Annotated in this window: 19 protein-coding genes and 1 pseudogene; 8 read left to right on the top strand and 12 right to left on the bottom strand. The window is 64.3% G+C overall.

Annotated features, from left to right (window positions below; all coding sequences use genetic code 11):
- Positions 1–63: 63 nt before the first annotated feature.
- Complete coding sequence (locus tag PFLCHA0_RS05000; protein WP_011059335.1) at positions 64–471, bottom strand: HPF/RaiA family ribosome-associated protein; 408 nt, start codon at positions 469–471, stop codon at positions 64–66.
- A 213-nt stretch (positions 472–684) separates the two neighbouring features.
- Positions 685–1,632, bottom strand: a complete 948-nt coding sequence (locus tag PFLCHA0_RS04995) for a LysR substrate-binding domain-containing protein (protein ID WP_015634207.1) — start codon at positions 1,630–1,632, stop codon at positions 685–687.
- 135 nt (positions 1,633–1,767) lie between these two features.
- On the opposite strand from PFLCHA0_RS04995, the gene PFLCHA0_RS04990 reads away from it, so the two are divergent.
- The 3 genes from PFLCHA0_RS04990 (at position 1,768) to PFLCHA0_RS04980 (ending at position 5,039) form a co-directional block, all read left to right on the top strand.
- Complete coding sequence (locus tag PFLCHA0_RS04990; RefSeq protein WP_015634206.1) at positions 1,768–3,144, top strand: L-serine ammonia-lyase; 1,377 nt, start codon at positions 1,768–1,770, stop codon at positions 3,142–3,144.
- A gap of 63 nt (positions 3,145–3,207) precedes the next feature.
- Positions 3,208–4,503 carry a serine/threonine transporter gene (locus PFLCHA0_RS04985; RefSeq protein WP_015634205.1) on the top strand — a complete coding sequence of 432 codons (1,296 nt, stop codon included), beginning with the start codon at positions 3,208–3,210 and terminating at the stop codon, positions 4,501–4,503.
- Between the two features lie 218 nt (positions 4,504–4,721).
- Complete coding sequence (locus PFLCHA0_RS04980; protein WP_015634203.1) at positions 4,722–5,039, top strand: DUF3509 domain-containing protein; 318 nt, start codon at positions 4,722–4,724, stop codon at positions 5,037–5,039.
- Here the strand turns inward: PFLCHA0_RS04980 and PFLCHA0_RS04975 are convergent.
- Complete coding sequence (locus PFLCHA0_RS04975; protein ID WP_011059330.1) at positions 5,036–5,536, bottom strand: phosphate-starvation-inducible protein PsiE; 501 nt, start codon at positions 5,534–5,536, stop codon at positions 5,036–5,038. The two genes, PFLCHA0_RS04980 and PFLCHA0_RS04975, sit on opposite strands and share 4 nt — an antisense overlap.
- A gap of 266 nt (positions 5,537–5,802) precedes the next feature.
- Between PFLCHA0_RS04975 and PFLCHA0_RS04970 the strand changes: the two are divergent.
- Positions 5,803–6,057: pseudogene (locus PFLCHA0_RS04970) on the top strand (YebG family protein); the annotation flags it as partial.
- Positions 6,058–6,192: 135 nt separating this feature from the next.
- Here PFLCHA0_RS04970 and PFLCHA0_RS04965 read toward each other — a convergent pair.
- The 3 genes from PFLCHA0_RS04965 to PFLCHA0_RS04955 all read right to left on the bottom strand — a co-directional run bounded on the left by PFLCHA0_RS04965 (position 6,193) and on the right by PFLCHA0_RS04955 (position 8,010).
- Positions 6,193–6,645, bottom strand: coding sequence for a hypothetical protein (locus PFLCHA0_RS04965; RefSeq protein ID WP_041116016.1), 453 nt, complete (start codon positions 6,643–6,645; stop codon positions 6,193–6,195).
- 11 nt (positions 6,646–6,656) lie between these two features.
- The gene (locus PFLCHA0_RS04960; protein ID WP_015634201.1) at positions 6,657–6,911 is read right to left on the bottom strand and encodes a hypothetical protein; all 255 of its coding nucleotides are present in this window, start codon (positions 6,909–6,911) and stop codon (positions 6,657–6,659) included.
- A 79-nt stretch (positions 6,912–6,990) separates the two neighbouring features.
- Positions 6,991–8,010 carry a Leu/Phe/Val dehydrogenase gene (locus tag PFLCHA0_RS04955; protein ID WP_011059327.1) on the bottom strand — a complete coding sequence of 340 codons (1,020 nt, stop codon included), beginning with the start codon at positions 8,008–8,010 and terminating at the stop codon, positions 6,991–6,993.
- Between the two features lie 182 nt (positions 8,011–8,192).
- Between PFLCHA0_RS04955 and PFLCHA0_RS04950 the strand changes: the two genes are divergently transcribed.
- From PFLCHA0_RS04950 to PFLCHA0_RS04940, 3 genes are all read left to right on the top strand, one after another.
- Positions 8,193–8,996: a SirB1 family protein gene (locus tag PFLCHA0_RS04950; RefSeq protein WP_011059326.1), complete on the top strand. Its 804-nt coding sequence runs from the start codon at positions 8,193–8,195 to the stop codon at positions 8,994–8,996.
- A 73-nt stretch (positions 8,997–9,069) separates the two neighbouring features.
- Positions 9,070–9,882, top strand: a complete 813-nt coding sequence (locus PFLCHA0_RS04945; protein WP_015634199.1) for a class I SAM-dependent methyltransferase — start codon at positions 9,070–9,072, stop codon at positions 9,880–9,882.
- Positions 9,883–9,938: 56 nt separating this feature from the next.
- On the top strand, positions 9,939–10,406 hold the full coding sequence (locus PFLCHA0_RS04940; RefSeq protein ID WP_015634198.1) for a GNAT family N-acetyltransferase: 468 nt from the start codon (positions 9,939–9,941) through the stop codon (positions 10,404–10,406).
- Between the two features lie 13 nt (positions 10,407–10,419).
- On the opposite strand, the gene PFLCHA0_RS04935 is transcribed toward PFLCHA0_RS04940, so the two are convergent.
- The 4 genes from PFLCHA0_RS04935 to hmgA all read right to left on the bottom strand — a co-directional run bounded on the left by PFLCHA0_RS04935 (position 10,420) and on the right by hmgA (position 15,189).
- Complete coding sequence (locus tag PFLCHA0_RS04935; protein WP_015634197.1) at positions 10,420–11,787, bottom strand: MFS transporter; 1,368 nt, start codon at positions 11,785–11,787, stop codon at positions 10,420–10,422.
- A 138-nt stretch (positions 11,788–11,925) separates the two neighbouring features.
- Entirely contained in the window at positions 11,926–12,564 is a 639-nt protein-coding gene (gene maiA / locus PFLCHA0_RS04930; protein WP_015634196.1) for a maleylacetoacetate isomerase, read from the bottom strand.
- Positions 12,565–12,576: 12 nt separating this feature from the next.
- Positions 12,577–13,881 carry a fumarylacetoacetase gene (fahA, locus tag PFLCHA0_RS04925; RefSeq protein ID WP_015634195.1) on the bottom strand — a complete coding sequence of 435 codons (1,305 nt, stop codon included), beginning with the start codon at positions 13,879–13,881 and terminating at the stop codon, positions 12,577–12,579.
- A gap of 3 nt (positions 13,882–13,884) precedes the next feature.
- Positions 13,885–15,189, bottom strand: coding sequence for a homogentisate 1,2-dioxygenase (gene hmgA / locus PFLCHA0_RS04920; protein ID WP_015634194.1), 1,305 nt, complete (start codon positions 15,187–15,189; stop codon positions 13,885–13,887).
- A 166-nt stretch (positions 15,190–15,355) separates the two neighbouring features.
- On the opposite strand from hmgA, the gene PFLCHA0_RS04915 reads away from it, so the two are divergent.
- A complete protein-coding gene (locus PFLCHA0_RS04915; protein ID WP_015634193.1) occupies positions 15,356–16,150 on the top strand; it encodes an IclR family transcriptional regulator in 795 nt (264 codons plus the stop codon).
- A 10-nt stretch (positions 16,151–16,160) separates the two neighbouring features.
- Here PFLCHA0_RS04915 and PFLCHA0_RS04910 read toward each other — a convergent pair whose 3' ends face one another.
- Together PFLCHA0_RS04910 and PFLCHA0_RS04905 are read right to left on the bottom strand one after the other, a co-directional pair.
- Entirely contained in the window at positions 16,161–18,716 is a 2,556-nt protein-coding gene (locus tag PFLCHA0_RS04910) for a LuxR C-terminal-related transcriptional regulator (RefSeq protein ID WP_015634192.1), read from the bottom strand.
- 261 nt (positions 18,717–18,977) lie between these two features.
- Positions 18,978–20,345 (bottom strand): DUF1329 domain-containing protein, encoded by a 1,368-nt coding sequence (locus PFLCHA0_RS04905; RefSeq protein ID WP_015634191.1) that lies wholly within the window; start codon positions 20,343–20,345, stop codon positions 18,978–18,980.
- Positions 20,346–20,347: the final 2 nt, after the last annotated feature.

The raw sequence follows: 20,347 nt of genomic DNA, 5'->3' as shown, positions 1-20,347 counted from the left end.
TCCCCACAAAGCAAAACGGGCCTGCAATGCAGGCCCGTCCGGTTGGGGGGTGAAACTCGGCCGTCAGCTATTGAGCGCGGCCTGTTGGTTCTCCAGGAATTCTTCTTCGAGCAGGGCATCTGCCTCGCTGCCATCGGCTGTGGGCACCGCTGCCGCACGTTTGCCGCGCAATTTGCCGAACATGTGCTCCAGGGCACTTTCCAACTTGACGGTGGCGCCGTCGAGGGCCTGCTCCAGGGTGTCGGCCTTGTGGGTCACAGAAACCGGTTGGTGACCTTTCGGACGGGCTTCCAGCTGGCAGCGCATATCGTCCGGACCCGACTTGCCACCGTTCTCGTCCCGCAGGTGGACCACTACCCGGGTCAGGTCTTCTTCGTAGCGTTCGAGCGTGCTTTCAACGGTGCTGCGCACCCACTCCTCCATCCGAAGGCTGCTTTGAATATGGTTATCGCTATGGACTTGGATTTGCATAGTTCTTCCCTTATTTCAGCTTGCTCGTAAGAGGGTCAAGGCAATGCGTATGAACCTGCATTTCGTGACCTCTTGATTACACAATTAGGCACGGCGACGAACATTTCAACCCCTTAAAAAAGATAAATATTCATACGCAAATAAAGCCGGACAAACCGCAAAGGCGCTGTTAAGGTCGGGAGTTAACCCGCCCCATGCGTCAGTCAAAACCGCTCACAGCTGCCCCTCGCCCAGAGGGTGCAAGCCGCGAAAGATCTCCGCTTCCTCCACCAGCCAGTCATGCACCGCGCGTACGCCCGGATGGCTCAGGGCGCCCGGCGCATAGAGCAGCACGTAGCGTTTGTGGTTGGGCACCGCCAGGCCGAAAGGCACGATCAGGGTGCCACGCTCCAGTTCGTCATTGAGCAGGGTGCGCCGGGCAATCGCCACGCCCATGCCGGCAATCGCCGCCTCGATGGTCAGGTGGTTGCGATTGAAGGTATGGCCACGACGCACGTCCGCGCCCTCGAAGCCGATGGCATTGAGGTAGAACTCCCACTCGGCGTATTCATAGCTGCCGCGCCAGGCGGTGATGTCGTGCAGCAATGGAAAATGCGCCAGGTCCGCCGGACCGTGCAACGGCGGACGGCCCCGCAGCAGACTCGGCGCGCAGACCGGGAAAATCTGCTCATCCAGCAACGCGGTGGACTGCAAGCCGGGGTAGCTGCCGTCGTTCAGGTCGATGGCCAGGTCGAAGTCGCCCTCGTGCAGGGCCACGCTGCTGTCTTCGGCCACCAGCCGCAGCTGGATCTCCGGATAACGCTGCTGCAGGCGCGGCAGGCGCGGAGTCAGCCACTTGCCGAGAAACGACGGGATCGAGCGCAAGCGCAAGGTCCCCCCGATCATCCCCGCATCCAGGCGCCGCAGTTCCGCGTCGATGCTGCCGTAGGCCTCGCTCACCGTCAGCGCCAGCCGCTGGCCTTCGGCACTCAGCTCCACCCCCCGGGGCCGCCGGTGAAACAGGCGAAAACCCAGGCGCTCCTCCAACTGGCGGATCTGCTGGCTGACCGCCCCCGGGGTGATGTGCAGCTCTTCGGCACACCGGGTAAAAGACAGGTGCCGCGCGGCACAGGAAAACACATGCAGCCAGACATAGGTCTGGGCATGAAATTGTCGGCTCATCGTTTAGCCCTGCTAAAGGATCTCTTAGGAAGTTTCGTTGGTCAGTGCTGACCGAGGCGGGCAGTATCGCCGACATTGCGCTTGGCCTACAAAAAATGGCAGCGATCCACCTTCCATTGCTTGTAAGGCTTTAGCATGGCTATCAGTGTTTTCGATCTCTTCAAAGTCGGTATCGGCCCCTCCAGCTCCCACACCGTGGGCCCGATGCGCGCCGCCGCGACCTTCGCCCAGGCGCTGTTCGAGCAGGGCCTGCAAGACCAGGTGCAGCGGGTACAGATCCGTCTCTATGGTTCGCTGTCCGCCACCGGCGTCGGCCATGCCACCGACCGCGCCAGTGTCATGGGGCTGATGGGTGAATGGCCAGACAGCATCGACCCCACCAGCATCAACCCTCGCATCCAGCAGTTGCGCGACAGCGGCCAACTGCTGCTGGGCGGGCACAGCCTCATTGCCTTTGACTGGCAGCAGGACCTGCTCCTGCTGGACGAAAGCCTGCCCTACCACCCCAACGCCATGTCCCTGACCGCCTTTGGCGAGCAGGGCAAGCTGCTGGAGCAGACCTACTACTCGGTGGGTGGCGGCTTCATCATCGAAGCGGCCCAGGTCGAGGCCGGTGCCGAAACCACCACCGGTGTCCAACTGCCCTACGACTTCAACAGTGCCGCTGAACTGCTGGCCCTGTGCAAGACCCATAAGCTGCGGGTCGGCGAACTGATGCTGGCCAATGAACGGGCCTGGCGCAGCGACGCCGAGATCCGCAGCGGCCTGCTGCACATCTGGTCGGTGATGCGCGAATGCGTGGAACAGGGCCTGCGCCACGAAGGCATCCTGCCCGGCGGCCTCGACGTACCCCGCCGCGCCGCCAAGCTGCACCGCAGCCTGCTGGAAATCGGCAAGCCGAATGTCATCACCTCGACCCTCTCGGCCATGGAGTGGGTCAACCTCTATGCCCTGGCCGTGAACGAGGAAAACGCCGCCGGCGGGCGCATGGTCACCGCGCCCACCAACGGCGCGGCGGGGATCATCCCGGCGGTGCTGCACTACTACATGAAGTTCAACCCGCAGGCCTGTGACGACGACATCCTCAACTTTTTCCTCGGTGCCGCCGCCGTGGGCATCCTGTGCAAGAAGAACGCCTCCATCTCCGGCGCCGAAGTCGGCTGCCAGGGCGAAGTGGGCTCGGCCTGCGCCATGGCCGCTGCGGGTTTGGCGGAAGTCCTCGGTGCCACGCCCGAGCAACTGGAAAACGCCGCCGAGATCGGCCTGGAACACAACCTCGGCCTGACTTGCGACCCGGTGGGCGGCCTGGTGCAGGTGCCCTGCATCGAGCGCAACGCGATTGCCGCGGTGAAAGCGATCAACGCCACCCAGATGGCCCTGCGCGGTGACGGCAAGCATTTCATTTCCCTGGACCGGGTGATCCGCACCATGCGCGATACCGGCGCCGACATGCATGACAAATACAAAGAGACTTCACGGGGCGGCCTGGCAGTGAGCTGGGTGGAATGCTGAGGAGCCTTCCCTGACCGTCCGTAACACGTGAGCCCGAGCAAAAATAATAACGAGGCGATACCGATGACCGATGTACCCACACCTGCTGCCCAAAACCCTGCTGTAGCCATACCCCGCGACACCGCAACAGCCCGGCAAGGCTGGAGCAAGCACGACACCACCTGGATGCTCGGCCTGTATGGCACCGCCATCGGCGCCGGCACCCTGTTCCTGCCGATCAACGCCGGGGTCGGCGGCTTCTGGCCGCTGATCGTGCTGGCGCTGCTGGCCTTCCCCATGACCTTCTTCGCCCACCGCGGCCTGACCCGCTTCGTTCTTTCCGGGCGCTCCGGAGACATCACCGAAGTGGTCGAGGAGCATTTCGGGGTCGGCGCCGGCAAGCTGATCACCCTGCTCTACTTCTTTGCCATCTTCCCGATCCTGCTGGTGTACAGCGTGGCGCTGACCAACACCCTGAGCAGTTTCATGGAACACCAGCTGCACATGACTCCACCGCCGCGGGCGCTGCTATCGCTGCTGCTGATCCTCGGCCTGATGGCCATCGTGCGCTGCGGCCAGGGCGTGATCGTGCGGGCCATGAGCCTGCTGGTCTACCCGTTCGTCGCCGCGTTGCTGCTACTGGCCCTGAGCCTGATCCCCAACTGGAACGGCGCGTTCTTCGCCTCGGCCGGCGAAGGCATGCCCCTGCCGCTGTTCTTCAAGACCCTGTGGCTGGCGATCCCGGTGATGGTGTTTTCCTTCAACCATTCGCCGATCATCTCGGCCTTCGCCCTGGATCAGAAGCGCCATTACGGCCCGCAGGCCGAAGCCAAGAGCAGCGGTATCCTGGCCACGGCCCACGGCATGATGGTGCTGACCGTGATGTTCTTCTGCTTCAGTTGCGTGCTGGCCCTGTCGCCGGCGGACCTGGTAGCGGCCAAGGAACAGAACATCTCGATCCTGTCCTACCTGGCCAACCACTTTCAGACCCCGGTGATTGCCTATGCCGCCCCGCTGATCGCCCTGGTGGCCATTACCAAGTCGTTCCTGGGCCACTACATCGGCGCCAGCGAAGGCTTCCAGGGCCTGATCGTGAAAAACCTGCGGGGGCGCTCGCTGTCCTCCAGCAGCCTGGAGAAGATCACCGCGCTGTTCATGATCCTCACGTGCTGGGCCGTGGCCACCTTCAACCCGAGCATCCTGCACATCATCGAGACCATGGGCGGACCGGTAATCGCCTGCCTGCTGTTCCTGATGCCGATGTATGCGATCCGGCGGGTGCCTTCACTGCGCCAGTATTCGGGCCAGTTGTCGAACCTGTTCGTGGTGCTGATCGGGCTGGTCGCACTGTCTGCGATCATTTATTCAGTCGTGCCCTGAATCGGGCCTGGATAAAAAAAGCGGACCTCGTGGTCCGCTTTTTTGTCCCCGTATTCATTGCCCGGCGCGTTTCCCGGCATGTCCCTTGCTTTGTCCCGGGGGAGGAATACGGACGTTGGCCCCCCTCGGCGAACGACTGGCCAGTGGTCCGGAATCGCGAACTAATTCCGCGCCTTGCCGGTCAATGACTGCACGATCCAATCAGGCGGTGACGCATCATGGACAACCCTTTTCAACTGATTACCGACACCTTCACCCCGCAATACCAGGTCAACCTGAGCATCCAGGGCCTGGACGGCAGCATCATGCTGACCTTGTCCGAAGGTGGCCGGGTGGTGGCCAAGCGCATGATCAGCGCGGCCCAGCGCAATGACCCGCAGCGCATCAAGCGCCTGGTGCAAAGCATTCAGTTTGGTATCGCCATCGAGCAGGGCCACAGTGCCGTGGCCATTCTCGAAGCCATGACCAACGGCGACAGCCTGGGCCTGCCGCCGCCCACCGGCCGGAAGCTCGCGCCGCCGGCCCTGAGGTTCTAGAGCTCGCCCTTCTCCACTTCCGGGTGTTCGCCGGAGCCCGCGCCGATCTTGCGCTGCGGATGCTCGATCTTCACCGAAGGGAACTGCGACGAGGCGTAGCGCACCACCAGGATGGCGAAGGCCAGCAACAGGATGCCGCCGCACAGGTAGATGATGCCCAGGTCCGGCGGGTTGTGGTGCGAGACGTTGGAGATCAGCAACCGGGTCAGCGCGGTGATCGCCACGTAGATCAGGAAACGCACCGGCATATGGTTGGTCTTGAAGTAGATGCCGACCATCGCCCCCAACTCCAGGTAGATGAACAGCAGCAGGATGTCATCGATCTTGATGTGGCCCACCTCGATCATCTGCAAAAATTCCATCACCGCCGCCCAGGCGGTCACCGCACCGATGGCGAACAGCGCCAGGTAGTGGAACGACTCGACGAACAAGTTGCCCAGGGATTCGGCCAGCTGGTGGACGTTCTGCCGCAGGTTCTCGGCCCAATTGATTTTCACGATGGTTTTTCCTTAGGTCGTTTCGACCGGATGATGCGGATTGGACGTGACGGTTGTTCTGCATGCAGAAAAAAGGCCAGGAGCCTTCAATGAGATGGTGGCCGCCGGCAACGAGGCACGGCCTGGTAACAATCGGCCCGGGAAAAAAATTGCGTCTACATTAAAAAGCCACTATCCAAGGGAAAAGGTTTCGCCTATTCTCTCGACCTGTATATAGATACAGTGTTTATACAGACCCATTATCGTGAAGGCATGTGAGGTGGTGAATGGCCGTCGAAGTGGTATACCGCAGCAGCCGAGATCTGGAGCGCTTGTTCATGGATAAAGCCGAAGCTGACCGTCATGACAAAATGCTCGAACTGGCTGAATTGCTCGCTGAAGTGTTGCACAAAGCCGTGCCGTCGCTGAGCGAACAGCAGGTGGAAGAAGCCGGGATCTACATGGCGAAGAACCGCGATGTGTTCGCCAAGGCGTTCAAGAGCCAGCCGGACGCGTTGTCCGAGTTGCTCAGTGCCCCCGCTCCCGTAGTGGAGGCTGTGGCAGAGCCGCAACCTGTTGAAGCCGAGGCGCCAGCCAAACCGGCGAAAGCGGCCAAGGCCGCGAAATAGGCTTTACGCGAATTGAATAAGCCCTGTGCCCCTGGCACAGGGCTTTTTTCATGCCTGCGAAGGCAAGAGTGGCACTTGTGCGGTGGCCGGTTGAAGCGCTGTCGCCCCTGGCGGATCAGGCAATTCGATAGCGTTGCGATGCAGCAGGGAAGTGATCTTGCCCAGGAAGGCCAGGGGCATCTCAGTCGAGTCGCCATACAGGTCAACCATTCCCACCTCAACTGCGCTGTCAACGATGCAAGAGAACGCCTCGACCTCTTCAGGCGCTATCAAGGCGACAAGCTCCTGGGGCCAATCATCTCCGCGACCATTGAGTGCCAGCAGCGCCCCGGCTCTCTCCCACGCCAGTAGATCGCCCTTTGGCGGGTAGCCCTCAAGGTGCTTTATCAACTCATCGATGGACGGGTGAGCAATGCCTTTTCGTTCGCAGTAAACCGCCAGGCATGCCGCTGCGTACAACTGCAGTTGCCTGATGGAGCAGCCAGTCAATGGTGGGGCCATATCTGGCACTGTCATTGCACGACGTCCCAGACCCTGGAGCCTGCGGAACAAAAACCTGATGCGATATCCATGGCTTCCAGAATTCGGTCCTCCAGCTCTTCTGATGCGCCAGGCCGGAGTGATGCCAGATGCTTGTATACGGCCTCTGCGCAAAAGCCCTTGTCCCGGTATGCCACAAGAACATCACGAACCGCCTGAATGTCCGCCCCCACCCGCAACAGGCAGGACAACTGCTCATCCAGCCCGGTCTCCAGCGCTTCACGCATCGTCGATACATTCCTTGTCAGTGGGCACTTCGCAGCCGGATGGTACACAGAGCCTGGCCAAGGGTTAAGGCAAGAATGCCTAGCGGTACAGCACCCGTTCCGCCAGTTCATCGGCCACTCGCGCCGGGGAGCGCTTTTCGGCCTGGGCGTGGGCGAAGATTTCCGTCAGCCGCTGGCTGATCTTCGACAGGTGGGCGGTGATGACCGGCAGTTCCGTGTTGCGGTGCTTGAGGGACACATAGATCAGCCCCCCGGAATTGATCACGTAGTCCGGCGCATAGAGAATCCCGCGGCGCTCCAATTGATCGGCCACCTGCAGGTTGGTCAGTTGATTGTTGGCCGAACCCGCCACCGCCGAGCAGCGCAGTTGCGCCACGCTGAGGCTGTTGAGCACCGCCCCCAGGCCGCAGGGTGCGAGGATGTCGCAAGGGGTGCTGAGCAGAGAATCGTTGGCGATGGGATGGGCGCCCAGTTGCTCCATGGCCAGTTGCACCTTGCCGGCATCGATATCGCTGACCAGCAACTCCGCCCCGGCAGCGTGCAACTGTTCGGCCAGGGCATAGCCGACATTGCCCAGCCCCTGGATCGCCACCCGCAGGCCTTCCAGGTTGTCGCTGCCCAGGCGCGCCATGGCGGTGCTGCGTATGCCGGCGAACACTCCCATGGCGGCATGGGGGGCAGGGTCGCCCGCGGCACTGGTGCTGGTGACGTAACGGGTCTGCTGGGCGATGCAGTCCATGTCGGCCACCGAGGTACCGCTGTCGATGGCGGTGATGTAGCGCCCGTCCAGTTGCTCGACGCATCGGCCAAAGGCTTCGAACAGGGCGGCGCGGCTTTCCACATGGGCGGGGCGGATGATCACGGCGGTACCGCCGCCCTGGGGCAGGCCGGCCAGGGCGGCCTTGTAGCTCATGCCCTGGGCCAGGCGCGCAGCATCCGTCACGGCACTGCTGTCGTCGGGGTAGGCGAGGTAACGACAGCCGCCCAGGGCGGGCCCCAGGCGGCTGTCGTGGATGGCGATCACGGCCTTCAACCCGGTACAGGGGTCGACGCTGAGGTGCAGCGATTCAAGGCGGGTGCTGTGCATGAGAGCGAACATCGACGGGCTCCCGAATCACTTCTTGTAGACGCCAGTATAGGCTTGCGCCTGGAATTTGCTGCGCCGCGCAGGAATAAGCCCCGGGTTTTTGCAGGCTTTGGGAAATAACCTGCTACCACGCATTTCAACACTGGACGAAGCTTCGTCACGAGGCTAAAACGAGGCATCCGTCGGAGATCGAGATGAACCCGCGCCAAGCTTTTTTCGCCTGTCTGCACCGCTCGCCACCCGCCCTGCTGGAAGCTGCCCTTTGGATTGCTGCCGAGCATGATCCCCAGGTGGTGCCCGGCCTGTTGCTGGAGGAGTTCAAGCAACTGCAGCAGCAAGTGGGCAGCAGCCTGCCGACGCTGCCGGCGAATGAGCTCGGCCAACCGCTGTTGCGCCGGCTCAACGACCTGGGTTTCCAGCAGGACGAACACCTGCCCCTGCGGCCCCAGGCTGCGCTGATGGACAAGGTCTTGGAGCGTCGGCGCGGCCAGCCCCTGGCCCTGGCCCTGATCGCTCTGGAGCTGGCGCAGCGGCTGCAGGTGCCGCTGGCGGGGGTGAACTTTCCCGGGCACTTCCTGCTGCGGGTGCCCGGTGCCGACCACCTGCTGGACCCGTGCGGCGGGCGGCGGCTGTACCCCAACGATTGCCGGGAACTGCTGCAGCGCCAGTACGGCGCCCATATCAAACTCAGCGCCGAGCACCTGGCCAGCGCCGAACCGCTGCAGATGTTCCAACGCCTGTCACGCAACCTGCGCCAGTTGCACCTGTCCTACGACGACCATCTGGGGGCCCTGATCAATGCCGAACGGGTCCTGGAAATCGGCAACGGCAGCGCCGCCGACTACCTGGCCCGGGCCAGCCTCTACCAGCGCCTGGAATGCCCGAATGCCGAACGCTTCGACCTGGAGCACGCCCTGCTGCTCAGCGACGATCCGATCCAGCGCCTGCGCCTGACCGAACGCCTCGGGCACCTGCCGCCTAATACCATCGTGCACTGAATCCTCCCGCGGTTCCGCGCCTGCCGTGCAACAATGCCCGCCGCTCACCCGCCTGCTGCAAGGATGAAAAAGCATGAACAGCGCCGAACGCTTCCTCCAGGATTTCCACCAGCGCCACCCCGGCACCACGCCACCGGCCTTCGCCGGGCTGAGCCTGGCGGGGCGTGGTTCCTCCTACGACATACTGGCAACCACCCTCAAGGCCCTACCACCCGAGGCGCGGGTGCTGGACCTGGGTTGCGGCGACGGTTTCCTGCTCGACCTGCTGGCCAGGCACCACCCCACGGCACGGTTGCTCGGGGTCGACATGAGCGCCACCGAATTACAGGCGGCCCATGTGCGCCTGGCGGGCCGGGGCCTGCTGCTGGAGGAGCGGGCGCAAGCCCTTTCCCTCGCCAGCGCCAGCGTCGACGCGGTGCTTTCGCACCTGGCGCTGATGCTCATGAGCGATATCGAGCAGGTGCTGCAGGAGGCTCATCGAGTGCTGGTCCCGGGCGGCCAACTGTCAGCGGTGGTCGGCCGGGAATTTCTCCTCGGGGAACTGGGCCAGCACTACCTGCAGGTGTTCCGCGCCGCCGCCCGACGCGACCACCTGGCGCACCTGCCCCTAGTGGACCCACGGGCGCAGTCGGAGGATGGCTGGCGGCAACTGCTGGGCCGGCACTTCACCGCGCTGCACTTCGAAGACCTGGACCTGCCCTGGACGCCAACCTTCGAGGAACTCTGGGTTGCCCTTGGCGACACCTACGACCTGGATCGCCTGAGCCCTGCCAACCGCGCCAGGATGAAGCAGGAACTGCACGACGCCACCCGGCACTTGCAATGCGCCGACGGCACCCTGCCCACCGGCTGGGGGCTGTTGCTGATACAGGCCAGGGCCGCATGACAGCAGCGCTCGGGCTCTGGCAGGATGGGCGGCTAACCCCAGGGAACGGACACAGCATGCTCATCAGAAAAGCCCACGGCGCCGACGCACAACGAGTCTTCGACATTCGCAACCAGGCCATCAACCAGCAGTGCGCCGGCCACTACCCCGAAGCGGACCTCCAGGTCTGGACGGCTGGCGAACTGAGCGACTACTTCATCGAAGTGGTGGAAAACACCGGCCATGTCGCGGTCATCGACAATCAGGTGACCGCCAGCGGCATGCTCGACCTGGAGACCGGGCAGGTCGACGCGGTGTTCGTCGACCCGGCCTACATGGGACGTGGTATCGGCCGCAAGATGATGGAGTACCTCGAAGAACGGGCGCTGGAGGCCGAGTTGCCCCACCTGATCCTGGATTCGACCCTCAATGCCGCCGACTTTTATCGCCGTTGCGGCTTTGTCGGTGAGCGCATCGCTCAGTACCAGTCGCCCCGGGGCCTGACCCTGGCCTGCGTGCCGATGATCAAGCACCTGGCACGCTGAAGCACCCTGCCCCTCAGGACTTGAGCGGGGCCTGCCGTTGCGCGGCCGGCCCCGCCTCACTTGAGGCCGACGCCAGGGGCGAACGCACCTGGATGATCAACAACGCCGCAAGCAGGGCCGGAATCGCGCAGAAGAAGAAAATCTGCTGCACCGGAATATGCATCGCCAGCAGCATGCTGCCGAACAGCGGACCGAGGATCGAACCGAAACGCCCCACGCCCAAAGCCCAGCCGGTGCCGGTGGCGCGCACCTGGGCCGGGTAGAAGTTGCTGGCGAAGGCATTCAGGGTCAACTGGCCACCGATGATGCAGAAGCCCGCGGCAAACACGAACACCACCAGGTAGCGCGGGTTGTCGTGGTTCAACCCCAGTAGCACGGTGCACAGTGCGGCGGCGCTGAGCACCGCGGCCAGCAGGCGCACCTTGCGTTTCAGGCGGTCGGCGAACCAGGCCATGCAGATCGCGCCGAGGGTGCCGGCGAAGAGGAACATCGAAGTCACCAGGTTGGCCTGCCTCAGGGCCAGGCCACTCTCCAGCAGCAGCGTCGGCAACCAGCTGATCATGAAATACAGCAGGATCAGGCTGACGAAAAAGGTCGCCCAGATCAGCAAGGTCGGCCGTGCATAGCCATGGCGGAACAGCTCCAGCACCGTGAGCTTGCTGTCCACCTGCTCACCGCTGTTGAGCACTGCGGCCGGCGGTTGCCAGTCCGGGAGCATCTGTGCGGTGACCTTGCGCAGCCGCGCATAGGGCGGCGCGTCCCGCAGCAGGCGCGGCAGCGATTCGGGCAGGCGCCAGAGCAGGAAAGGAAACAGCAGCAGTGGCGTGATGCCACCGGCGAGGAACACCGCTTCCCAGCCAAAGCGATCGATGAACCCGGCGGCAACGAAACCACCCGCCGCGCCGCCAAAGGAGAAACCGCAGGCGGCCAGGGTCACCATCAGGGTGCGCAGGCGCGGCGGCGAATATTCGGACATCAGCGCCATCGCGCTGGGCATCGCCCCGCCCATGCCGATGCCACAGATAAAACGGGCGGCCATCAGGCTTTCAAGGGAATTGGCGAACACCATCAGCACCGTGAGGCTGGCGTAGATCAGCACGCAACAGAGCAGGATCCGGCGCACGCCAAAACGGTCCGCCAGGGGCGTCACCGCCAGGGACCCCAGGGTCAGGCCCAGCAGGTTAGCGCTGAACACCGGGCCGAAGGCGGCCTTCTCCAGCCCCCAGTCCTGGGCCAGGGCCGGCACCACATAGCCCAGGACCTGGGCGTCGTAGCCATCGGTGACCAGCAGCAAGGCGAGAAGCAACAAGAGCAACCACTGGTAGCGGGACACCGGGCGGGCGTCGAGCGCAGCACGAAAGCTGGCAATCTGATTTTGCATCGCAAAGTACCTGTTCGGTTTTTTATGGTTATGGGCAGCAGTGTTGCGCAGGTCACAGGCGGTGACCGCTCAGGCCCCGTTGCGGGGCCTGGGTGATGCAGATGCCACGCTACCCCGGATACCGGGCAGCGTGCAGGTTCAGGCTGGCGTATCTGGCTGGTTGGCCGGGTGCGCAGCCTGGAACGCCGGGTGCTCGGCGGCCAGGGCCGCGACCCGGAGGATCCGCGGATAGGCGTCCAGGGACACCTTGAAACGCTCGGCCGCATACAGCTGGGGAATCAGGAACACATCGGCCAGCCCCGGCTCATCGCCAAAACAGAAGCCCTGGTCGCCGATCAGTTGCTCCAGGGCCGCCAGCCCCTGGCTGATCCAGTGGTCGATCCACACCAGCAGTTGCGCTTCCTCATGGCCCCATTCCCGTAGCAGGTTTTGGGTGCTGGAGTTGTGCAGCGGATGAATGTCGCAGCCGATGATCGCGGCAACCGCCCGTTCCCGGGCGCGGCTGACCAGGTCCGTGGACAGCAGCGGCACCTGTGGATAACGCTCCTCCAGGTACTCGATGATTGCCAGCGACTGGATCAGCAGGTCGCCTTCATCGGTCCGCAGGGCCGGCACCCGGCCCTGAGGGTTGATCTCCAGGTACTCCGGCTGGCGATTCGCACCGCCCTTGGGCACCAGCAGATTGACCGGTATGGCCTGGAACTCCAGGCCCTTGAGGGCCAGCGCGATGCGCACCCGGTAGGACGCAGTGGAGCGGTAGTAGGTATAGAGCTGCATGGGGGCTCTCCCTTAACGTGCCGGCTGGACCGTGCCACGGCATTCGCCGAAGCCGATGGAGGCGAAACCCTCACGGCTGCAACGCCCGCGCAGGATGATTTCATCGCCGTCCTCGAGGAACTTGCGCACCTCGCCGGACGCCAGTTCGATGGGTTTCTTGCCGCCTTCGGTGATCTCCAGCAGGCTGCCGAACTGGCCGTTCTGCGGGCCGGACAAGGTGCCCGAACCGAACAGGTCGCCAGCCTGCAACTGGCAGCCGTTGACGCTGTGGTGCGCAACCATCTGCGCCACGGTCCAGTACATGTACCGAGTGTTGCTCAGGGTCAGGCGGTGTGCCGGCAGGCCCTGCTCGCGCATGGTGCGAGTGGTCAGCAGCACTTCCAATTCGATGTCGAAGCCACCGCCGGCCTGGTCGCGCTTGTCCAGCAGGTACGGCAGCGGTTGCGGGTCGCCTTCAGGGCGCGGGGCCTGAGCCTGGCGGAACGGCTCCAGGGCCTCAGCGGTCACCACCCAGGGCGAAATGCTGGTGATGAAGCTTTTCGACAGGAATGGGCCCAGCGGCTGGTATTCCCAGGCCTGGATATCCCGCGCCGACCAGTCGTTGAGCAGGCAGAACCCGGCGATGTGTTCGGCGGCGTCGCCAATGGCGATGGGCTCGCCCATCTCGTTGCCCTGGCCGATCCAGATGCCCAGCTCCAGTTCGTAGTCCAGGCGCGCGCAGGGGCCGAAGGTCGGTTCGGACTGCCCGGCCGGCAGGGTCTGGCCCTTGGGCCGGCGCACGTCGGCACCGGAGGTACGGATAGTGGAGGCGCGACCGTGATAGCCGATCGGCACGTACTTGTAGTTGGGCAGCAGCGGGTTGTCGGGGCGGAACAGCTTGCCGACGTTCTGCGCGTGTTCGATGCCCACATAGAAGTCGGTGTAATCGTTGATCTTAGCCGGCAGGTGCATCTGGCAGTCCGCGGCCTGGGGCAGCAGTTTCGCCCCCTGGGCCTCGATCTTGCCGCGCAGGCTGCTGCCTTCGCCGAGCAGTTCCAGCAGGCGTTCGCGCAAGGCGACCCGGGCCGGGCGGCCGAGTTCGAAGAACGCATTCAGCTGGCCGCCACGGGCCGCCTGCACCGCAGCCTGGGCCTGGCCTTCGAACAGCCCGGCATCCAGCGCCGCTTCCAGGTCGAAAATCTGTTCGCCAATGGCGACCCCGCTGCGGGGCGCCGAACCCTGGGTGCTGAAGACGCCCAGGGGCAGGTTCTGCAACGGGAAGTCGGGGTGACCGTTGGCGGACTCGACCCAGCTACGGGTGATGGTGGGCAAGGTCATGGGTTATCTCCGATTCGGGTTGAAGGTGACGGGCAGCGAGGCCCAGCAAGCATCGTAGTCGTTCTGCAGCTCTGGGCACTCCAGGGCGAACTGGCTCGGGCGCAGCACCTGGCTGGTCTCGAACATGAAGGCCATGGTGTTGTCGATCTTGGCCGGCTGCAACTGGGCGTTGATCGCCTTGGTGCAGGTTTCGCCGTCCGGGCCGTGGGCGCTCATGCAACTGTGCAGCGACGCGCCGCCGGGCAGGAAGCCTTCGGCCTTGGCATCGTAGGCACCCTGGATCAGGCCCATGAACTCGTTCATCAGGTTGCGGTGGAACCACGGTGGACGGAAGGTGTTCTCGGCCACCATCCAGCGTGGCGGAAAGATCACGAAGTCCAGGTTGGCCAGGCCCGGCACGCTGGTGGGCGAGGTCAATACGGTGAAGATCGACGGGTCCGGGTGGTCGAAGCTGACGGTGCCAATGGTGTTGAAACGACGCAGGTCGTATTTGTACGGCACGTTGTTGCCGTGCCAGGCCACCACGTTCAGTGGCGAATGGTCGAGCTCGCAGCCCCAGAGCTCGCCGAGGTACTTCTGGACGAGCGTGGTGGGCTGGCGCAGGTCTTCGTAATGAGCCACCGGGGCCAGGAAATCCCGGGGGTTGGCCAGGCCGTTGCTGCCAATCGGCCCAAGGTCCGGCAGGCGCAGCGGCGCGCCGTGGTTCTCGGCGACGTAGCCGCGGGCTTGCGGGTCCAGCAGTTCGATGCGGAATTTCAGCCCGCGAGGCAGCACGGCGATTTCCAATGGCTCCAGGTCCAGCATGCCCAGTTCGGTGACGATGCGCAGGCGGCCCAGCTCCGGCACCAGCAGCAGCTCGCCATCGGCATTGAAGAACACCCGCTCCATCGAGCGGTTGGCACGGTAGTGATAGACGCTGATACCCGCCGGCTTCTGCGCCGCCGAGTTGGCCACCATGGCCACCAGGCCGTCGATGAAATCGGTGGCTTCACCAGGAATCTGCAGGGGGCTCCAGCGCAGGCGGTTGGGGGTGACCTCACCCAGGGGGCCGCCTGCCAGCTGGCGCGCAAGCTTGGCGAAAGCCGGGTGCTTGGCCGAGGGCTGGATGCGGTACATCCAGGTACGCCGGGCTTCGCTGCGGGTCATGGTGAAGGCGGTGCCGGAAAACAGTTCGGCGTACAGGCCGTAAGGGGCTTTTTGCGGGGAGTTCTGGCCGACGGGCAGCGCCCCTGGCAGGGCCTCGCTGGCAAATTCGTTGCCAAAGCCCGATTGGTAGCTGAGGGCCGACGCCGAAGAATCGAGGTTCATGGAGCCTCCTGGAAGTTGGAATAGGCAGGGGCCACCACTCCCTTACAAGAGCTATCGGCACGCCTGGGTTATTTTTATCGTAATCCAATTACGCATAACGTAATTTGATTGCCCAGGAGCGTCAAGCTATAAAGACCGCCACTTGTCACGGGACCCCAATGCCTCCATGGAAAAGCCGCGCAGCATCAGCGACAGCACCGGTAAACAGAAAGTCCGCTCGGCCGAGGTCGGTACCGACATCCTCAAGGCCCTGGCCGAACTGTCGCCGGCCACTTCCCTTTCGCGCCTGGCCGAACATGTGCAGATGCCGGCAAGCAAGGTGCATCGCTACCTGCAGGCCTTGATTGCCAGCGGCTTTGCCGAACAGAACAGCGCTACCAATCACTACGGCCTGGGCCGCGAAGCCCTGCGGGTAGGCCTGGCCGCCCTGAGCAGCATGGACGTACTGAAAGTCGCGACCCTGCCCCTGGCGGAACTGCGGGACGAATTGAACGAAACCTGCTTCCTCGCGGTGTGGGGCAACCAGGGCGCGACGGTGGTGCATATCGAACCGGCGGTGCGGGCGGTGACCGTGGTCACTCAACTGGGCTCGGTGCTGCCACTGCTCAGTTCATCCACCGGGCTGGTGTTCAACGCCTACCTGCCACAGCGCGAAACCCTCGACCTGCGCCAGCAGGAACTGGCAACCGGCAGCCCCCACGCCCTGGCCGACAAGCAGGTGCACGATGCCCTGGCCGAGCAGATTCGCCAGCGCGGGCTGCACCATGTCCACGGTTTGCTGATGCCCGGTGTCGATGCCCTGTCGGCGCCGGTGTTCGATGCCACCGGCAAAATCGCCGCGGTGCTGACCGTGGTAGGGCCGACGTCGCTGTTCCACGCCGATGAACATGGGCCCGCAGCCCAACGTCTGCTGGCGGCCAGCTCTGCAGTGAGCTGGCGCATGGGTTATCAGCCGCAATAACCGCTAGCGCTCAACTCATCAGCCCCAGGGCCTGGGCCTTGGCTACCGCCTGGGTACGCCGCTCCACCCCCAGTTTGCTGTGAATCCGGCGCCCGTGGGTCTTCACGGTATGCAGGGAAATGAACAATTGCTCGGCGATCTGCTGGTTTGAACAGCCCTGAGCGATCAGTTGCAGCACTTGCAGTTCCCGCAGGCTGAGCAGGCTTTCGCGGTTTTCCAGGGGGCCTGCCGATGATGGCGTCTGCAGCGCTTCCCCCGCAGCCAGCAAGAGTGGTTGCCGCAGGCGCAGTTCGTGCAGTGCCTGCGGCAGGTTGCATCGCTGCACCAGTGCCTGCCCCGCCTGCAATGCTTCCTGCGCCAGCGCCGGGTTGCCTTGCAGGTGGGCGACCTCGGCCAGGGCCAGTTGCACCTCGGCCTCCAACCCCTGCATGCCGTGGCGTTGGGCCCGGGCCAGCAGCCCCTGCAAGGTAGCGATCGGCGCCTGGGCCCGCCCCAGGTGCACCTCGGCCAGCACCAGCAGGTATTCGATCCCCGGAATCAACTCCAGGGTGGCCGGTGGCGCCTGTAGCGCCTGGGGGCCGCGAAAGTGCCGGAGCAAGCGGCTCAAGGCCTCCTGAGCCAGCTCCGGTCGCCCCTGTTGCAGCCAGAGCTGGCTGCTGACCTGCAACAGCACGCCCCGGTACACCGTGTCGGGAATCTGCCGCTGCTGCATCAGCCGCTCCGCATCCCGCAGGCGCACGAAGGCCTGGGCATAATCACCCTGGTTGGCCGCCAGTTGGGCCTGGCCGAGGAAACCATACAAGGCACGCTTGTCGTGGCTCAGCAGGCAATCCTCGAGGCCGCTGCGAAAGTAGCCGGCCGCCTGCTCTGCATGCCCCTGGCGCAAGGCCAGGCGACCGAGACGCAGGGCGATGCGACCGAGCAGCGGGGTCGCCCGCAGCGCCTGCATCGACAAGCGCTCACAGACCTGCTCCAGCAGGCTCTGGGCCCGATGCGGCGCGCCCCTTTGCTCCAGCAACTGGGCATGGTCCAGTTCCAGCAGGCCTTCGAACAGCTGGGCATCCTGGGCCCGGGCCAGGCACAGGGCTTCACGATTGAGGGCCTGGGCCACATCCAGCTCCGCACCCAGCAGGGCCTGCTGGGTCAGCCCCGACAGGCACAGCAGGCGGGTGGTCCAGGCGCTGTCCGCCAGCTCATCCAGGGCCTCGATAAAATGCTGCCGCGCCGCCGTCATCCGCCCGCTCAGGTGCAGCAGCCAGCCCTGCTGTGCCTGCCAGCGGGCCAGCAACTGACGCTGCTGAGCTGCGGAGGGCTGGGGGGCGAACCGGGCCATCTGCGCCATGCACTGCCCCGCCTGCTCGAAGCGCCCGGCAAACAGCATGGCCGCAACCAGCAGCCCCACCAGGTGCGGCGACACCAGCAAGAGTTCGCCACCGTGGCGCTCATGCAGTTGCAGCAACAGCAGCGCATTGTCCTGCTGGAACAGGAACTCGAAACTGAAATGCTCCAGCAGGCTGACCGCGACTTCATACTCTTCGGCCCGCAGCGCCTGCTCAAAGGCCGACTGCCAATCCTCCTGGGCAATGAACCACTGGCAGGCCCGGCGATGCCAGGAGCGCCCGCCCGGCCAGGCCTCGTCGCGCATCAGCCGGGCCAGCGGCGGAAACACCTGGAGCCAGTCGCCGCCACCGTCCCAGGGTTCGATGAAGCAGGCCATGTCCTGCAAGGTCCGCAGGTACTGGGCCCCCTCCCCGACGCCGAACAGATGCTCGCACAGCTCGGCGTTGAAACGTGGCAGGTGCGCCAGTACTTGCCAGACTTGCGCCAGCTCCGCCGGCAGCACGCTGAACAGCTCGTGCTCCAGGTACTCCAGCAAGGTATTGGGGCGCCCCGGCTTGCAGGGCTGAATCGTCAGCTCGCTGCCTTCCAGCAAGGCAATGCGCACCCCGGCGCACCAGCCGCCACTGCGTTGCAGAATGCGACTGGCGGTCTGCGCACACAGGGGTTGCGGCAGCCGTTGCAGCAGTTGCTCGATCTCGATCTGGCTGAATGCCAGTGCCGGGCCGTCCAGCTCGAACAACTGATCGTCCAGCAGCAGGCGTGGCCAGTTGCACAGGGGCCGGCGACGGCAACCCAGCCACCAGGTCAACTGCGGGTTGTCCAGGCTCAGCAGGCGATCGAGCAGCAGGTCCAGGTCCGCAGCCGCGACCCGGCAATAGTCATCGATGAAGATCCAGGCCGGCGCCTGCAGGTGCGCCAGGTGCTGCAGCACCGTGGCTTCGTCATCGCGTTCCAGCCCCAGGGCCTGGGCCAGGGCAGCGCACAGCCCCTGCGGGCTATGCCGCCCGCCGGACAACGGCAACCAGCTCACCCGGCAGGTCTCTGGTGCCTGTTGCAGGCACTCAGCCAGCAGCGCCGTCTTGCCGCTGCCGGCAGGCGCGCAAAGCAGCTTGACCCGCGCACCGGAGGCCAGCAACGGCGCGCTCAGGCGGCTGCGGGAAAAATGATGGGAGGACAAACGGGGCATGAACCCGGGACGCTCTGGACAACGAGTCATGGCGGTCATTGCGGCGTGCCTTTTTATAGTTTTAGCCAGCGTAGCCCCACCCTAGCCCCGACCTCCCGGCCAGTTGAAGAAGTATTCAGCAGGCTGATCAGCCCCCATAAAAAAACCGACCAGGCAGTCGGATAACTGCCAGTCAAGAGGAACGCAGTATTGCCGCGACTGTGGCGAGCAAGCTCGCTTGCCAGGACTGGCCGCCCTAAAAAACCGCACGCCCCAAGAGCGTGCGGCTCGACCATTACTCCACTGCAACCCAAGAGGCGCCTAGCGCACTCCGCTGGCGCGCAGGGCCGCCGGGGTGTAGTCGGCCGCCTTGGCGGCAAAGCCGAACTCCAGGCTGTGCTTCTCTTCGTTCTTCATGCCCAGGGCCAGGTAACGGCCGGCGTTCAGGTCATACAGGGCCTCCAGGGTGTAGGCCGGTACCTGGTGGTCGTAGTAGTACTGCGCATGACCTTCGGCTACCCGCCACAGTTGGCCACGCCCGTCATAGTGGTCCACCAGGGCCACCTGCCAGCTGTCCTCGTCGATGTACATGTGCCGAGTGGCGTAGATGTGCCGCTGGTTGGGCTTGACCGTGCCCACCACTTCCCACACCCGGTGCAGTTCATAGCGGGTCAGGTCCTGGTTGATGTGCCCGGCCTTGACGATGTCGTCGTACTTGAGGCTCGGGGAATCCAGCTTGTAGCTGTTGTAGGGGATGTACATCTCCTTCTTGCCCACCAGCTTCCAGTCGTAACGGTCGGGAGCACCGGAGAACATGTCGAAGTTGTCCGAGGTGCGCAGGCCGTCGGCGGCGGTGCCCGGGCCGTCGTAGGCCACTTGCGGGGCGCGGCGCACGCGACGCTGGCCCGCGTTGTAGATCCATGCCGAACGCGGCTCCTTGACCTGGTCCAGGGTCTCGTGGACCAGCAGCACGTTGCCCGCCAGCCGCGCCGGGGCGGTCACCGACTGCTTGAAGAAGTTCTGCACGTTGGCTGCCTTGGCCGGGTCCAGGTCCGGGATCAGTTGCGGCGCCGCCACCTCTTCCTCGAAACGGATCGAGGTGTAGCTGCCGTTGGTCTGCGGGGTGACCTGGGTGACGATGCGCTTCTGGTTGCCGCCGTGATAACGGGTCAGGTGGTTCCACAGCACCTCGATGCCGTTCTTCGGAATCGGGAAGGCGTAGTAACGGTTGCCGGTAAAGTTGGCCAGGCCGTTGCCGTCGTTGGTAGTGGTCACGCTCAAGGCGCTGCGCTTGGCCGACTCGTAGATCTCGGGTGGCAGGCCGACACTGCGGTGAGTGGGGTAAACCGGGATCCGATAGCTGTCCGGGTAGCGCTTGAACATCGCCACCTGGCCGTCCGAAAGCTTGTCCTTGTATTTGTCCACCGTCGCCGCGGTGATGATGAACAGCGGTTTTTCATTGGCGAACGGGTCGGCGAGAAAGCCCTTGCTGTCCACCGCCCCGGCATTCTTGGGAATGCCTCCGGTCCAGGCCGGGATCGAGCCGTCGGCATTACCGGCTTTTTCCGCACCCACCGGGGTCAGGCTGGTTCCCAGCTTGGCGGCTTCTTCCGGGCTCACGGCGGCCATCAGGTTGGCCGCCCACAACCCCAGTGCCAGGGCGCTGCATTGCAGAATCATCTTGCGCATTC

The organism is Pseudomonas protegens CHA0 (assembly GCF_000397205.1).
In the GTDB taxonomy this organism is placed as follows: Bacteria; Pseudomonadota; Gammaproteobacteria; order Pseudomonadales; family Pseudomonadaceae; genus Aquipseudomonas; species Aquipseudomonas protegens.
This window is presented reverse-complemented; position numbering and strand designations above follow the sequence as displayed.

Coding starts and splice junctions, on each gene's coding strand:
- PFLCHA0_RS04945 (WP_015634199.1), top strand. CDS start 9,070: ATGAACAGCGCCGAACGCTTCCTCCAGGATTTCCACCAGCGCCACCCC.
- PFLCHA0_RS04995 (WP_015634207.1), bottom strand. CDS start 1,632: ATGAGCCGACAATTTCATGCCCAGACCTATGTCTGGCTGCATGTGTTT.
- PFLCHA0_RS04915 (WP_015634193.1), top strand. CDS start 15,356: ATGGAAAAGCCGCGCAGCATCAGCGACAGCACCGGTAAACAGAAAGTC.
- PFLCHA0_RS04990 (WP_015634206.1), top strand. CDS start 1,768: ATGGCTATCAGTGTTTTCGATCTCTTCAAAGTCGGTATCGGCCCCTCC.
- fahA (WP_015634195.1), bottom strand. CDS start 13,881: ATGACCTTGCCCACCATCACCCGTAGCTGGGTCGAGTCCGCCAACGGT.
- PFLCHA0_RS04980 (WP_015634203.1), top strand. CDS start 4,722: ATGGACAACCCTTTTCAACTGATTACCGACACCTTCACCCCGCAATAC.
- PFLCHA0_RS04955 (WP_011059327.1), bottom strand. CDS start 8,010: ATGTTCGCTCTCATGCACAGCACCCGCCTTGAATCGCTGCACCTCAGC.
- PFLCHA0_RS04935 (WP_015634197.1), bottom strand. CDS start 11,787: ATGCAAAATCAGATTGCCAGCTTTCGTGCTGCGCTCGACGCCCGCCCG.
- maiA (WP_015634196.1), bottom strand. CDS start 12,564: ATGCAGCTCTATACCTACTACCGCTCCACTGCGTCCTACCGGGTGCGC.
- PFLCHA0_RS04905 (WP_015634191.1), bottom strand. CDS start 20,345: ATGCGCAAGATGATTCTGCAATGCAGCGCCCTGGCACTGGGGTTGTGG.
- PFLCHA0_RS04960 (WP_015634201.1), bottom strand. CDS start 6,911: ATGCGTGAAGCGCTGGAGACCGGGCTGGATGAGCAGTTGTCCTGCCTG.
- PFLCHA0_RS05000 (WP_011059335.1), bottom strand. CDS start 471: ATGCAAATCCAAGTCCATAGCGATAACCATATTCAAAGCAGCCTTCGG.
- PFLCHA0_RS04910 (WP_015634192.1), bottom strand. CDS start 18,716: ATGACCGCCATGACTCGTTGTCCAGAGCGTCCCGGGTTCATGCCCCGT.
- PFLCHA0_RS04940 (WP_015634198.1), top strand. CDS start 9,939: ATGCTCATCAGAAAAGCCCACGGCGCCGACGCACAACGAGTCTTCGAC.
- hmgA (WP_015634194.1), bottom strand. CDS start 15,189: ATGAACCTCGATTCTTCGGCGTCGGCCCTCAGCTACCAATCGGGCTTT.
- PFLCHA0_RS04950 (WP_011059326.1), top strand. CDS start 8,193: ATGAACCCGCGCCAAGCTTTTTTCGCCTGTCTGCACCGCTCGCCACCC.
- PFLCHA0_RS04965 (WP_041116016.1), bottom strand. CDS start 6,645: ATGGCCCCACCATTGACTGGCTGCTCCATCAGGCAACTGCAGTTGTAC.
- PFLCHA0_RS04985 (WP_015634205.1), top strand. CDS start 3,208: ATGACCGATGTACCCACACCTGCTGCCCAAAACCCTGCTGTAGCCATA.